General features: G+C 73.2%; 12 protein-coding genes. 6 read left to right on the top strand and 6 right to left on the bottom strand.

The window, feature by feature from the left end:
• Nucleotides 1–16: 16 nt before the first annotated feature.
• From EV378_RS20425 to EV378_RS20415, 3 genes are all read left to right on the top strand, one after another.
• Complete coding sequence (locus EV378_RS20425) at nt 17–1,519, top strand: long-chain-fatty-acid--CoA ligase (protein ID WP_132428712.1); 1,503 nt, start codon at nt 17–19, stop codon at nt 1,517–1,519.
• A gap of 220 nt (nt 1,520–1,739) precedes the next feature.
• Nucleotides 1,740–2,114 carry a VOC family protein gene (locus EV378_RS20420; protein ID WP_132428710.1) on the top strand — a complete coding sequence of 125 codons (375 nt, stop codon included), beginning with the start codon at nt 1,740–1,742 and terminating at the stop codon, nt 2,112–2,114.
• Nucleotides 2,115–2,201: 87 nt separating this feature from the next.
• Nucleotides 2,202–2,771 (top strand): dihydrofolate reductase family protein, encoded by a 570-nt coding sequence (locus tag EV378_RS20415; protein ID WP_132428708.1) that lies wholly within the window; start codon nt 2,202–2,204, stop codon nt 2,769–2,771.
• Here the strand turns inward: EV378_RS20415 and EV378_RS20410 are convergent.
• The 6 genes from EV378_RS20410 to EV378_RS20385 all read right to left on the bottom strand — a co-directional run bounded on the left by EV378_RS20410 (nt 2,747) and on the right by EV378_RS20385 (nt 10,914).
• Nucleotides 2,747–3,385, bottom strand: a complete 639-nt coding sequence (locus tag EV378_RS20410) for a dihydrofolate reductase family protein (RefSeq protein ID WP_132428706.1) — start codon at nt 3,383–3,385, stop codon at nt 2,747–2,749. The two genes, EV378_RS20415 and EV378_RS20410, sit on opposite strands and share 25 nt — an antisense overlap.
• A gap of 69 nt (nt 3,386–3,454) precedes the next feature.
• Nucleotides 3,455–5,020, bottom strand: coding sequence for an AMP-binding protein (locus tag EV378_RS20405; protein WP_207908965.1), 1,566 nt, complete (start codon nt 5,018–5,020; stop codon nt 3,455–3,457).
• An 81-nt stretch (nt 5,021–5,101) separates the two neighbouring features.
• Nucleotides 5,102–5,581, bottom strand: a complete 480-nt coding sequence (locus EV378_RS20400; protein ID WP_132428702.1) for a type III secretion system chaperone family protein — start codon at nt 5,579–5,581, stop codon at nt 5,102–5,104.
• Entirely contained in the window at nt 5,578–6,882 is a 1,305-nt protein-coding gene (mshA, locus tag EV378_RS20395; RefSeq protein ID WP_132428700.1) for a D-inositol-3-phosphate glycosyltransferase, read from the bottom strand. The genes EV378_RS20400 and mshA overlap by 4 nt, the downstream gene beginning before the upstream one ends.
• Nucleotides 6,785–10,243 carry a sacsin N-terminal ATP-binding-like domain-containing protein gene (locus EV378_RS35420; RefSeq protein ID WP_165922403.1) on the bottom strand — a complete coding sequence of 1,153 codons (3,459 nt, stop codon included), beginning with the start codon at nt 10,241–10,243 and terminating at the stop codon, nt 6,785–6,787. Before EV378_RS35420 ends, mshA begins: the two co-directional genes overlap by 98 nt.
• Complete coding sequence (locus EV378_RS20385) at nt 10,141–10,914, bottom strand: DUF3027 domain-containing protein (protein WP_243653932.1); 774 nt, start codon at nt 10,912–10,914, stop codon at nt 10,141–10,143. The genes EV378_RS35420 and EV378_RS20385 overlap by 103 nt, the downstream gene beginning before the upstream one ends.
• A 126-nt stretch (nt 10,915–11,040) precedes the next feature.
• On the opposite strand from EV378_RS20385, the gene EV378_RS20380 reads away from it, so the two are divergent.
• From EV378_RS20380 to EV378_RS20370, 3 genes are read left to right on the top strand one after another with little or no spacing between them, the layout of a single operon-like run.
• Nucleotides 11,041–11,808, top strand: coding sequence for a glutaminyl-peptide cyclotransferase (locus EV378_RS20380; protein ID WP_132428694.1), 768 nt, complete (start codon nt 11,041–11,043; stop codon nt 11,806–11,808).
• A gap of 40 nt (nt 11,809–11,848) precedes the next feature.
• Entirely contained in the window at nt 11,849–13,408 is a 1,560-nt protein-coding gene (locus EV378_RS20375) for an MFS transporter (RefSeq protein WP_243653671.1), read from the top strand.
• 9 nt (nt 13,409–13,417) lie between these two features.
• Nucleotides 13,418–13,888 (top strand): DUF2771 family protein, encoded by a 471-nt coding sequence (locus tag EV378_RS20370; RefSeq protein ID WP_132428692.1) that lies wholly within the window; start codon nt 13,418–13,420, stop codon nt 13,886–13,888.
• The last annotated feature ends 7 nt before the right edge of the window (nt 13,889–13,895 follow it).

Genomic DNA, 13,895 nt, shown 5'->3' with positions numbered 1-13,895 from the left:
ACTAGGGTCCGCGCCCATGACCAACCTCGCGGCCAACCTCGTCCGATCGGCAACCGAGCACGGCGACCGGGGCGCCGTCCGCCTGGACGACGCCGTGCTCACCTACACCGACCTGCACGCGGGAGCCGCAGCCGTCGCCGGCATGCTCGTCGACCGCGGGGTGAAGCCGGGCGACCGCGTGGGACTCGTGCTCCCGAACGTGCCGGCGTTCCCGATCCTGTTCTACGGCTCGCTGCTGGCCGGTGCCGCAGTGGTTCCGATGAACCCGCTGCTCAAGGCACGCGAGGTGGAGTACTACCTCACCGACTCGGGCATGTCGCTGGTGTTCGGCTGGGACGGCGGGGGCGACGCCGTCGCCGAGGCCGCGACGTCCGTCGGGATCGACTCCGTCGTCGTCGGAGCGATGGGGCCGTCACCGGAGCAGCTCACCGGCACGCCGGTGACCGACGCCGTCGAACGCGCCGACGACGACACCGCGGTGATCCTCTACACCTCGGGCACCACCGGCCAGCCCAAGGGCGCCGAGCTGACCCACCACAACCTGGACACGAACTGCCGCACGTCCGCCGAGACACTGATCGAGATCGGGCCGGACGACGTGGTGATGGGCTGCCTGCCCCTGTTCCACGTGTTCGGGCTCACCTGCGGGCTGAACGCGTCGGTCGCGAGTGGCGCCTGCCTGACCCTGATCCCCCGCTTCGACGCCGGCAAGGCACTGCAGGTGATCGGCCGCGACGAGGTCACCGTGTTCGAGGGCGTCCCCACGATGTACGCCGGGATGCTGCACCACGACTCCGCAGGCAGCGCCGACGTCTCGTCGCTGCGCACCTGCATCTCGGGCGGTTCGGCGATGCCGGTGGAGATCATGAAGGCGTTCGAGGACGCGTTCGGCTGCATCATCCTGGAGGGCTACGGCCTGTCCGAGACGTCGCCGGTCGCGTCGTTCAACCAGCCCGGCCGGGACCGCAAGCCCGGGTCGATCGGCTTCGAGGTGCGCGGCTGCGAGATGAAGGTCGTCGACGACGACGGCAACGAGGTCGGGGTCGACGAGCCCGGCGAGATCGCGATCCGCGGCGAGAACGTGATGAAGGGCTACTGGGGGCGCCCGGAGGCGACCGCCGAGTCCATCCCGGACGGCTGGTTCCGCACCGGGGACGTCGCCACGAAGGACGCCGACGGCTACTACACGATCGTCGACCGCAAGAAGGACCTGATCATCCGCGGCGGCTACAACGTCTACCCGCGCGAGATCGAGGAGGCGCTCTACGAGCACCCCGCGGTGGCCGAGGCCGCGGTGATCGGCATCAAGCACTCCGAACTGGGCGAGGAGGTCGGCGCCGCGGTGGCGTTCAAGCCCGGCGAGTCCGCCGAGCCGGACGACGTCCGGGCGTTCGTCAAGGAGCGGGTGGCCGCCTACAAGTACCCGCGCCACGTGTGGACGGTCGACGAGCTGCCCAAGGGCCCGACGGGCAAGATCCTCCGGCGCGAGGTCCACGCGCCGGAGGGCACCGGGGACTGACCGTCCGGCCGTCGGGTCAGGCTCCGTCCCTCTCGCGGTCCTCGACGACAGGATCTTCCGCCAAGCGGATATCGCTTTCCTGAGGGCGGAGCAGTCGGGACAGCGGGTCGGAGCAACTTCACACCGATCCGACACATGACCGATCCGGACGGCGGCGGGAACCGAACCACATGGTCCGAGCGGCTACGAACCACACCACGCTCGCGATCGGAGGTCACCGATGTCGAACGCGATCCGCGGCTACCTCGGCGTCATCCCCTGCCTGCTGTACTCGAACCCGTCCGCCGCCGCGGACTGGATCGCCCAGGTACTCGGATTCCGCGAGTCACCGCGATGCGCGGAGCAGTGCCGGTGCGCGGCCGGGCAGGTCGAGCTGGAGCGTCGTGACGGGGCGATCCTCGTCCTCGGCCGCAGCGACACGTCGTGGCGCGGCACCCGCAGTCACACCCGTGTGATCGTCGACGACGTCGACGACACCTGCCTGCGTGCGCTCTGCGCCGGCGGCGCGGTGGAGCGTGGTCCGACGGACGAGCCGTCGGCGCTGGTGTCCGATCCGGAGGGCAACCGCTGGGAGCTCGTGCCCGCGCCCGTCTGAGTCGGCACCGATGAGAACCACCGCGCGTTCCGGTCACTGAGGCGGGACCGGCCGGGGTTCCCGTGACCTGACCGCGGAGGGACGCGCATGGGACAGCTGATCTACGTGACGCCGACGTCGTTGGACGGCTTCATCGGCGACGGCGACTACTCCTGGGCGGAACCGGACCCGGAGTTCCTGGCGGCGGTCACGGCGACCGTCGCGCAGGCGGGCACGTACCTCTACGGCCGCCGGACCTACGAGACGATGATGGTCTGGGAGACCATCCCCGAGCTGGCCGAACAGTCCGACGGGGACGCCACCTTCGCCGCCACGTGGCAGGCCGCCGACAAGATCGTGTTCTCGTCGACGATGGCGCAGGCGGACGTACCGACGCAGCGGACCCGGGTGGAACCGCACCTCGACGTCGGCGCGGTGCGCGAGCTCAAGGCCGCGAGCCGGACCGACCTCACCATCGGTGGGCCGGCCCTCGCCGCCGAGGCGATGCGGCTGGACCTGGTCGACGTCGTGCAGCTGTTCTGGTTCCCGGTCCTGTTCGGCGGCGGCGGGATCCCGGTGCTGTCGGCGGGCGTGCGCCGGCAGCTGAGGCTGCGCGACGAGCGCCGGTTCGCCAGTGGCGTGGTGCAGGCGACCTACGACGTCCTGTTCCAGAGCTGATGGGTGAGCCCGCTCGGTGAGGTGATCGACTCGACGGTGAAGCGGTCCGCGACGTCGCCCAGCCCCTCCCACAGCGACACGCCCCGTCCGAGCGTGATCGGCACGACGACCAGGTGCATGAAGTCCACCAGGTCGGCCTCGAGGAACTGGCGGATCGACGACGGGCCTCCTCCCAGCCGGACGTCCTGCCCGTCCGCGGCGTCCTGGGCCATGCGGAGCACCTCCTGCGGCGTCCCCCCGACGAACCGGAAGCTCGTCCCGTCGGCGAAGTCGATCTGCGGACGCGGGTGGTGGGTCATGACGAACACCGGCGTGCGGAACGGCGTCTCGTCGCCCCACCAGCCCTGCCACCCGTCGTCGGGCCACTCGCCGGTCTGCGGACCGAACTTGCGACGTCCCATGATCTCGGCACCGATCCCCTGGCCCCACAGCGTGGTCAGGGCCCGGTCCACCGTGACGGGAGCGTCGACGTCGTCGATCCCGTGGATGAACCGCCCGTCGAAGTTCCCGAAGAGCCGGCCTGCCCCGCCGATCGGCTCGTCGAGGGTCACGTGCTCGCCGGCTGCGTAGCCGTCGAGCGAGATGTTCAGGTTGTGCACCCGGGTCCGGGGCATGGCGCCTCCTCGGTCGATCACTGTCCTGGTGGTCGACCGAGGAGGACGCCGAAAGTCATCGGCCCGACGTCAGGCGTTCTCGCGCGCCCGGAGGTCCTTCCGGAGGATCTTGCCGCTGGCCGACTTCGGGATCTCGTCGATGAACTCGACGACCCGGACCTTCTTGTGCGGGGCCACCTTTCCCGCGACGAACGACATGACCTCGTCCTCGGTGAGGTCGGCGCCCGCGGCCTGCTTCACGACGAACGCCTTCGGCACCTCCTCGCCCTCGGCGTCCTTCACGCCGATCACGGCGGTGTCGGCGATCTTGTCGTGCGTCAGCAACAGGGCCTCCAGCTCGGCGGGCGGCACCTGGTAGCCCTTGTACTTGATCAGCTCCTTGACCCGGTCGACGATCGAGTAGACGCCCTCGTCGTCGACCACGGCGATGTCGCCGGTGTGCAGGTAGCCCTCGGCGTCCTTGGTGGCGTCAGTGGCATCGGAGTTGTTCAGGTATCCGACCATCACGTTCGGTCCCTTGACCCACAGCTCGCCGCGCTCCCCGACGCCGACCTCCTGGCCGGTCTCCGGGTCGACGAGCTTGCACTCGATGTTCGGCAGCGCGAAGCCCGACGAGTTGAGGTCCAGGTCGGAGCGGTCGTCGGGCATGCAGTGACTGACCGGGGACAGCTCGGTCATGCCGTAGCCCTGCAGCACGATGCAGTCCAGGCGCTTCGCGACGGCCCGGCCCAGCTCGCCGTCCAGCGGTGCCGCGCCGGAGAAGATCGCCTTCACGCAGGACAGGTCGAACTTGTCGACGATCGGGTGCTTGGCCAGCGCGACGGCGACCGGCGGCGCGATGTAGAGCCGGTCGACCTGGTGCTCGGACGTGATCGTCAGGAACTGCTCGAGGTCGAACTTCGGCATCGTCACGACGGTGGCCCGCGCGTGCAGACCCTGGTTCATCATCACGGTCATGCCGTAGATGTGGAAGAACGGCAGGAACGCCATGATCTTGGTCTCGGACGTCACCTCGCCCATCACCGCGACCTGGCACAGGTTCGCGACGAGGTTGCGGTGCGTCAGGATCACGCCCTTGGCCAGGCCCGTGGTGCCCGACGAGTACGGCAGCACGGCCGTGTCCTGCGCCGTCCGGTTCGCCGTGGGCGGAGTGGCCGACGTGCCGAGCAGGTCGGCGAGCGACTCGTGCCCGTCGGCGGCGTCGATCGTCAGGACGTGGTCCGCCTCGATCCCGGCCTCCTTCGCGCCGGGCAGGGCGCGGTCCAGGAACGGCGACACCGTGATCAGCAGCTTGGCGCCGGAGTCCTTGAGCTGGTGGGCCAGCTCGCCGGCCGTGTACATCGAGTTCGCGCTCGTCACGATCCCGTTGGCGCGCAGGATGCCGTGGAACAGCGCGGCCCACTCGGGCAGGTTCGGCGCGAACAGCGCGACGACGTCGCCGTCGGAGATCCCGCGCTCCGCCAGTGCCGCGGCGATCTTCTCGACATAGCCCACGAACTGCGTGTAGGACAACGACTTCCCGGTGGTTCCGTCCAGGAACGCCGGCGCGTCCGCCCGGTCGCCGAACCCGTCGGCGAACAGGAACTCGGTCAGCGAGACGTCGGGGATCTCGACGTCCGGGTACGGGCTGCGCATCGACAAGGGTCGCTCCTTCGCGAGATCCGGCGTCGGACAGGAAATGTCCGGTTCTGCGGTCTGCGCGCCATGGTATGGCGCCTAGGCGAACAGGTGCTCGAAGGCCTTCAGATTCGCCGTCGACTCACCGTTCTCGGTGCGCCACGCGTACTCCCGCCGGATCGAGTTCGCGAAGCCGAGCTCGAGGAACGTGTTGAAGTCGCCGTCGGCCGCCTCGAGCACCGAGCCCAGCACGGTGTCGATCTCGTCCGGTGTGATCGCGTGCCTCGGGACGCGCCCGACGAGGTGGATGTCCCCGACCCGGTCGATCGCGTAATGCACGCCGTACAGCTTCGCGTTGCGCTGCAGCATGAACCGGTAGACGCCCTCGTGGTTCTCGTCCGGCCGGCGGCAGACGAACGCCTGCACGCCCATCGTCTGGTCGCGGATCAGAAGCCAGCAGTGGGTCTGCAGCCGCGCGGTCCCGGGCAGCGTGACGATGAACTGGCCGTCGCCGCGGTGGACGTGGTCGACCTCCATCTCGCGCAGCGCGTCCAGGACCAGCCGGTCCAGCTCGGTCATGAGGCTCGGTCAGCTCCTCCGGCCCGCGCCCGGTACTCGGTGCGGGCCTCGTCGTAGGCGCCCAGCAGGGCGTCGGTGGTGCGGTCCCATGAGAACTTCTGTGCGTGCCCGGCCGCGGCCGTCGCCATGCGTTCCCGGCGGCCCGGATCGGCGACCAGCTCGCCGAGTGCGTCCGCCCAGTCGGAGATGTCGTGCCCGCTGACCAGCAGCCCGGACCGGCCCTCCGCCACGGCGACCGGCAGCCCGCCCACCCGCGACGCGACGACCGGGGTGCCGCACGCCTGCGCCTCCAGCGCCACGAGCCCGAACGACTCGTTGTAGCTGGGCACGACGACGACGTCGGCGGCCCGGTACACGTGCACCAGGTCGTCCCCACCACGCGGCGGCAGGAAGCGGACCACGTCGTCGATGCCGAGCTCGGCGGCCAGCTCCTGCATCGAGGTCGGCTCGCTCATCCCGCTGCCGGACGGGCCACCCGCGACGAGCACGACGAGCCGTTCCCGCAGCGACGGCGTGCGGGCCAGCAGTTCGGCCGCCGCACGCAACAGCACGTCCGGTGCCTTGAGCCGCTGGATCCGCCCGACGAACGCGAGCACGACGGCGTCGTCGGCGAGCTCCAGGCCGGCGCGGGCGGCGCACCGGTCCCCGGGCCGGAACCGCTCCGTGTCGACACCGGGCGGGATCGTCACGGTGCGGCGCGGGTCGGCGTCGTAGAGGTCGATCAGCTGCTTGGCCTCGATCTCGGTGTTCGCGACGAGCCGGTCGGCCTCGGCGACGACCTGGTCCTCCCCGATCACCCGGACCCGCGGCTCCGGCGTGTCCCCTGCGGCGAGCGCGGCGTTCTTCACGCGTGCCAGCGTGTGCGCGGTGTGCACGAGCGGGACGCCCCAGCGGTCCCTGGCGAGCCAGCCGACCTGACCGGAGAGCCAGTAGTGCGAGTGCACGACGTCGTAGAAGCCGGGTTCGTGGCGCGCCTCCGCGCGCAGCACACCGGCGGTGAACGCGCACAGCTGCGACGGCAGGTCGTCCTTTCCGAGCCCCTCGAACGGGCCCGCGGCGACGAACCGGACCTGCACGCCCGGCGCCAGCTCGACGACCGGCGGCTGCTCGGACGACGTGGCCCGGGTGAAGATCTCGACCTCCACGCCGCGGCGGGCCATCCGCGTCGCGGTCTGCGCGACGTAGACGTTCATGCCGCCCGCGTCACCGGTGCCCGGTTGCTCCGTCGGCGACGTGTGCACCGAGAGGACGGCGACCCGACGGGGCAGTGTCGACTCCGGGTTCGGCTTCGACGGGCTCACGTCCACTTCCTAGCACGTCGCCCGCGGCCACCGCCGGTTCGGAGCCGTCCTCCGGACCGTTGTCCGGAATATCCGCAACGGCCGCCACCAGCGCCCGCAGCGGGTCCGACGCGTGCCACCGGCCGTCAGCTCCGGGCCAGGTCGGGACCGTGATCCGGGCCGTCCGGGGCGCGGTCAGGTCGATCTCGAGCCGCTCGTGCAGGAGCAGCACGCCGTCCGGCACCGCGACGCCCAGCGTGTGGCACGCCACCGCCACCTCGACGATCTCCGACCAGCGCGTCGCCGTCCCCGCCGAGACCGGCCGGCCGGCGACCGTCTCGGAGGCGAGCGGCAGGTCGAGCACCTCGGCGAGCAGCTCGGGACCCCCGCCCGCCACCACGCCGGCGTCCAGTGCGGGCAGCGTCCACGGAGCGTCCAGCACAACGGCGTCGTCCGCGTCCACCAGCGCCCCGGTCACCGTCCGCACCCGGGCGGGCGGATCGACGTCGTCGGTCTCGATCCGGCCCGCCGCCAGTGCGTCCGTCAGCGCCCGGTGCGCGGCGGCCACGCCGGACGGTGTCGGCGTGCGATCCGGGTCGGCGAGGCGGTCGAGCAGGTCGGCCGCGTCGGTCGCGTCCTCGACGTGCAACCGGTCCCGCACGCCGATCGCGGCGAGCACGGCGTCGTCGACTCCCGCGACCGGGACCGTGTCGATCAGCCCGGCCGTGTCGGGCGCCGACGCCAGCGCCCAGTGGCCGGGCCGGTGCCCGTCGAGCCGGGCGTGGTGGGCCAGCCACCAGGACGTGTAGCCGTCCGGTGTCAGCAGCGCCGCCCGGGTCTCCCGCCCGCCTGCCAGTAGCCGCAGCGCCGCGGGCCACGCGTCGTCGGCGACGAGGTCGAGGTCGCGGACTCCGGTGACCGGGGCGTCCGGGTGGTCGTCGGCCCAGCGGTCGCCGTCGTCGAGGGCGTCGAGCGCGACGGTTACCGCGAACCCGTCCAGCACCCCGGCCGCGACGAGCGCGTCGCGGCCCGCGGCGGTCCACCGCGCGTCGAGCACGCCGACCGGGGCGTCCGGGTGCAGCAGCCCGCGGATCGCGGCGTCCGGAAGGACGAGCTCGTCGGCCCTGGCCGGGGCGCCCTCGTCGTCGGTGAGCGCGAGCGCGCCCGCCCATCCGGCGGGGTCCGCACCGTCGAGCAACGCGAGCACGGCGTGCGCGAGCGGTTCGACGTCCAGGCCGGCGTCGGCGTCGTCGAGGGACCCGTCGACGGCCGCCCGCAGCGCCGGGTGCGCGCGCAGCGCGTCGCGGTCCGCCTCACCGGCTCCGAGGCGGCGCAGCAACGGGTGCACGGCCTCCGGAGCCGCGACGTGCAGGCCGGAGAGCCCCAGTGCGGCAACGGCCGTGACGGCGGGGTCGGTGTGCGACTCCGGCAGCAGCACCGACGCCGGACCGCGCACCAGCCGACCGTCGGAGAGGGGGACGGGCAACGTGCGCAGCTCGTCGAGCAGGCCGGGCACGGTGCGGGCCGGGCCGTCGAGCGCGTCGTAGAGGCGGTGCCACCAGTCCGGCGGTGCCGCGACCTCGAGCAGCCGGTCGGTCATCTCGGACGCGGACACCCGCGCGATGCCGAGGCCGGCAGGTGGTTCGGCACCGGACGCCAGGAGGTTCGCGAACGCGGGCTCGGGGCCGCGCGCTACGCCGCCCCCACCGACCCCGACCCCAGCCCCGGCTCCGGTCCCAGCCCCGGCCGCGGCTCCGGTCCCGGCCCCAACCCCAGCTCCGGTCCCAGCTCCGGCTCCGGCTCCGGCTCCGGCTCCGGCCCCACTGTCCGAACGAACGGCACCTTCGAGCAATGTCGTTGCCCGAAGGTGCCCTTCGTTCGGCTTGGGCGCAGCGTCATCCGGTGCGAGCGCTGACCCGACCGGTCCGGGCACCGCGGCGTCGCGCGGTCCGGGCGCCGCGAGCAGCTCCGCGACGCCGTCGGCGCCGGGCAGGTCGAGCCACTCCGCGCGCCGCGGGGCGAGGTCCTCGCCGGCCGCGCCGGGCATCCACGGAGTCGCGGTCAGGGCCTCCGTCACCGCGTCGCGCAGTCGGCCGTCGAGCGGGCTGCGCGGGAACCCCGGCGCCGGAACGAGGGCGGCGCGATCCCGCGGCGGGCAGGCGCGGACGAGGTCGGTGTACGCGGCACCCGCCAACTCGACGAGTGCGTCGGTCCGCGGGCCCGTCCTGATCCGGCGGCGGTCGGGGTCGAGCGGGAACGGAGCCAGCAGACGGGCCGGGAGGGACAGCTGCTCGGCCGTCGCGGTCGGGGCATGCAGCGTCTCGGTGTCGTCCAGCCCGTGCCCGTCCGACGGGAGCGCCCAGACGAGCGTCGCATCCTCGACCCGATCCTCGGCGGCGGTCCAGGGACCCGCATCGGCCGACCGCACGCCCGTCGATCTCGAGCCGGATGGCCCCGCGTCGGTCGGCCCCGCATCGGTCAGCCCCGCATCGGTCAGCCCCGCGCCGCTCGGCTCCGCGTCGACCAGCCCGGCCGCGGCGGGCACCACCCGGGACACCGTCCGCCATCGCCGGGCGCCGATCCGGACCGTCCCGTCCGGCTCGACGGTGCGCGCGGTCGTCGCGCCGTCCACCTCGACGGTCTCCAGACCGGGGAGAGCGAGCAGGAGATCGGCGACGAGGCGATGCGCGTCGTCCAGCAGCGCCGCCGCGCGGTCGGGGTCGGCGAGCGGCAGGCGGACCTCGGTGTCCCAGCCCTCCGGAACCGACTCGTCCACCGGCCACACCAGGCGCAGCACCGGAACCCGGCCGTCCCGACGCCGCCGCTCGGCTGCGGGACCGGGCAGCCGGTCCGCCTCCTCGGAAGTGGACGCCGCGGAGAACCGGACACCACCCGTCGTCGACACGACTCGGGGCTCCTCGCTCACCGCCAGCACCGCCGCGAAGCCGACGCCGAACCGTCCGGTCGCGCCCGGCTCGTCGCGCTTGGCCGACGCGCGCAGCGACGCGAGGGCGGCGACCCCGTCCGCGGTCAGCGGCGCACCCGTGTTCGCGACCCTCAACTCGCCGTCGGAGAACGTGATCCGCACACGACCGGGCACGCCGGCCGCGCGCGCCGCGTCGGCGGCGTTCTGCAGCAGCTCGACGCACCAGGTGTCGGCGTACCCGCCGAGGCGCAGGTCTTCCTCGGCGTTCGCGTCCTCGCGGAAGCGCGTCGGCGAGGACGACCACGCTCCGAGGACCGCCTCACGCAGGGCGGCCGTTCCGAACGGGTCGGTGTTCAGGAGCCCGCCGGCTCGAGGTCCACGCCGTCGTCGTAGACGAGAGCCGAGACGTACACCGGCGAGCCGAGGTCCGCGACGACCGACGAGTGCGCACCACATCCGAACCCGACGGCGACGACCTGGCCGTCGGCCGGCGCGTACTCGTTGGCGCACACGCCGAACGCGCCGCGCATCGAGCCCGCCAGCGGCAGCAGGAACCCGCAGGTACCGCACGAGCCGGGCGCGGAGCGGGCGATGTCGGCGGCCGGGCCGTGGTCACCGGACTGCCAGCGCTCGGCGGCGTCGTCGCGACCGGCGACGGACAGCACGCGCTCCCGACCCAGACCGACCTCGGTGGCAACCTCCTCGACGGCCGGGTCCTCGGACTGGGCGTATCCCGGCACCAGGCGGGGGTCGTCGGGCGGCGGGGGCAGCAGGTCGCCGGGCTTGAGGTCGCCGGGCCGGATCCGCTGGTCCCACGGCACCCACGCGGGCGCGACGAGCGCCTGCGGGCCGGGCAGCAGGACCGCCTCGCTGACCGTGACCGGGTCGCCGTCGCCGACGCACGCGAGCGTCACGGCCCAGCGCCATCCGTGGTAGCCGGCGAGCTCGGCCGCGAACAGGTGGGTCAGCGAGCCGTCGTCCTCGGGCTCGACGCCGAGATGGTCGCCGACCACCTCGGCCGCTTCCGCCGGACCGACCTCCGTCGCGGCCTCGTCGACCGCGGCGTCGCGGGCACGGTCCACCGCGTCCCGCAGGACGTCCGATTCGGTGGGTGTCACGGTGCTCACGAACCCTCCTCGCTGGCGCTCGTCGGCCACGTTCGCGGCGCTGCCGTGTTCGATGGCGAGCTCGCTCACCTGCACAGTGTGCCACCCGTCGTCGCAGGCACCGGGCCCCCGGGGCATGCTGACGCCATGGTGAGGGGGGTGCGGGCCGTCGCCGCGGCGCTGCTCGTCATGGGGGTGCTGACGGCGTGTGGTTCGCCGGAGCCTCCCGGCGTGCGTCCGGTGGTGCTCGGTCAGGTCCCGCACGACCCGTCGGCGTTCACCCAGGGCCTCGAGCTCGCGCCCGGCGGAGGGGCGCTCTACGAGGGAACGGGCCTGGTCGGGCGCTCGCAGCTCCGCGAGCTGGACCCGGCGACCGGCGCGCTGCGCCGCTCGGTTCCGGTGCCGAACGACTGGTTCGGCGAGGGGATCACCGTCTCCGGGGACCGCATCTGGCAGCTGACCTGGACCGACGGCGTCGCGCTCGAGTGGGACCGTGCGACGTTCCGGCTGCTGCGGACGGTCCCGATGTCCGGCGAGGGCTGGGGGCTGTGTCACGACGGGAACCGGCTGGTCCGTTCCGACGGCTCGGCACGGCTGCGGTTCCAGGATCCGTCGACGTTCGCCGAGACCGGCGGCGTCGACGTGACCGAGAACGGCGCTCCGGTGACGAACCTCAACGAGCTGGAGTGCGTCGGCGGCCAGGTCTGGGCGAACGTCTGGCAGTCCGACCGGATCGTGCGGATCGACCCGGCGACCGGGCAGGTCACGGCGGCGGTGGACGCGTCGGGCCTGCTGACGCCGGAGCAGCGGCAGGGCGCCGACGTACTGAACGGGATCGCCGCGCTCGGCGGCGACGAGTACCTGCTCACCGGCAAGCTCTGGCCGACGATGTTCCGGGTGCGTCTTCCCGCCTGACGGCCGGATTTTCGTCGGTCCCCTTTGCCACAATGAACCCGTGGCGCGCCCCGGTCCCCCTCCGCAGCAGAACGGGCGTTCCGACGGGGACGACGGGCCGACCGCGTTCCTGCCGTCCGAGCACCGCGGGCCCGAGCCGGAGGACCCGACGGCCCGGATCCCGCGCGACGGCGACACGCACGCCATTCCGCGCGACGGCGGTCCGGACGCCGAGGACCCGCCCCGCCCGTCGTCGCCCCGGATCCCGCGCAAGCTGACCGTCACCCGGGTCGCCGCCTACCGCGGCCGCCAGTTCGGTGGGTGGGCCACGTACACGTTCCGCCGCGCGGCCACCGCCGACGGCGCGGACCGGTCCGGCCTGACCGCGCTCACCTACGCGACGATGGTCACGTACGCGCTGGACGCCGCCGTCGCCGTCGCGCTGGCGAACACGCTGTTCTTCGCCGCCGCCACGGCCGAGTCCAAGACGAACGTCGCGCTCTACCTGGCGATCACGGTCGCGCCGTTCGCCGTGATCGCGCCGGTGATCGGGCCGCTGCTGGACCGGATGCAGCGCGGGCGGCGGATCGCGATGGCCGTGTCCTGCGCCGGTCGGGCCGTGCTGGCCGTCGTGATGGCGCTGAACTACGACAACTGGATCCTCTACCCGGCCGCGCTCGGCGCGATGGTGCTGTCCAAGTCGTTCCTGGTGCTCAAGGCGGCCGTCACACCTCGGGTGCTGCCGCCCGCCATCACGCTGGCCACGACGAACTCGCGGCTGACCACGTTCGGCATGGTCGCGGGCGGCGTCGCGGGCGCGGTCGCGGCAGGTGTCGCCTACCTGTTCGACTCGTCCGGCGCGCTCTACTGGACGGCCGTGCTCGGCGTCGTCGGGACCGTGCTGTCGATGCGGATCCCGCGCTGGGTGGAGTCGACGTCCGGCGAGGTGGCGGCGTCGATGCGCTCGTCTCGACGGGACAGGGCGCCGGTGAGCAGGGCCGTGCTCGTCGCGCTCTGGGGTACGAGCGCCGTGCGCGTGCTGACCGGGTTCCTCACGCTGTTCGTCGCGTTCGTGGTGAAGTTCGCGGCCGAGCAGGCGGGCGGGGACCCGGCGCAGCAGCTGCTCCTGATCGGCATCGTCGGGGCGGCGGCCGGCGCCGGCCTGTTCCTGGGCAACGCCGTCGGCACCCGGATCCGCTTCGGCGCGTCGGGACCCGTCGTGCTGGTGTGTGCCGGTGCCTCGGTCGCCGTCGCCGTACTGGCCGCGTTCCTGCCCGGCATCGCGACGGCCGCGGTCGCGGGCCTGGTGGGCTCGACGGCGTCCGCGATGGCCAAGGTCTGCCTGGACGCCGTCATCCAGCGTGACCTGCCCGAACACGCGCGCGCGTCGGCGTTCGGGCGATCGGAGACGTGGCTGCAGCTCGCCTGGGTGCTCGGCGGAGCGCTCGGCGTCCTGCTGCCGCACAGCACGTACTGGATCGGGTTCGCCGTCGTGGCCGGCGTGATCGCGCTGTTCGCGGCGCAGGCCGCGGCCGTGCAGGGCGGCGGCAGCCTGGTGCCGGGTCTCGGTGCGCGGGAGGCGCCCACCCGGCGTCCGGTCGGGGCAACCCGGTCTCCGTAGTCTGGCGGCGTGCGACGAGTTCTGCTCCCCCTCGCGGCCGCCGCCCTGTTCCTCGCCGGGTGCGGCACGTCGACGCCGCCGAACGTCACGTTCGACGTCGCCGGGAACTCGCTCACCGCCGCGCCGACGCAGTTCTGCGACAACCAACTGCAGAACTGCACCGACGACGCGAACGCCCGCCTGACCGCCGCGTTGCCGCCGGGTACACCGGTGACGGTCACGGTCCCGGAGGAGATCTCGTCGGCGCCGTGGCAGGTCGCGTTCTCCTACCTCGGCCCGGACGGGCGCACCCGCACCGACGGCCGCAGCCCGATCGCCGCGCCCGGCTCGAAGACCGACTACACGCTGACGCTGCCGGACCCGCGCGACCGGCTGCTCACCGCGCAGGTGCAGCTGTTCGGGCCGGCGCCGGTCCAGGACCCGGCCACCGGGCAGATCAACTTCCCGGTTCGCGCGACGTGGGTGCTGGTCGCCTCCTGAGGCTCCG

It is taken from the genome of Pseudonocardia endophytica, assembly GCF_004339565.1.
Taxonomy (GTDB): domain Bacteria; phylum Actinomycetota; class Actinomycetes; order Mycobacteriales; family Pseudonocardiaceae; genus Pseudonocardia; species Pseudonocardia endophytica.
Note: the sequence above shows the minus strand (reverse complement) of the source record. Positions and strands in the feature narration are given on the sequence as shown.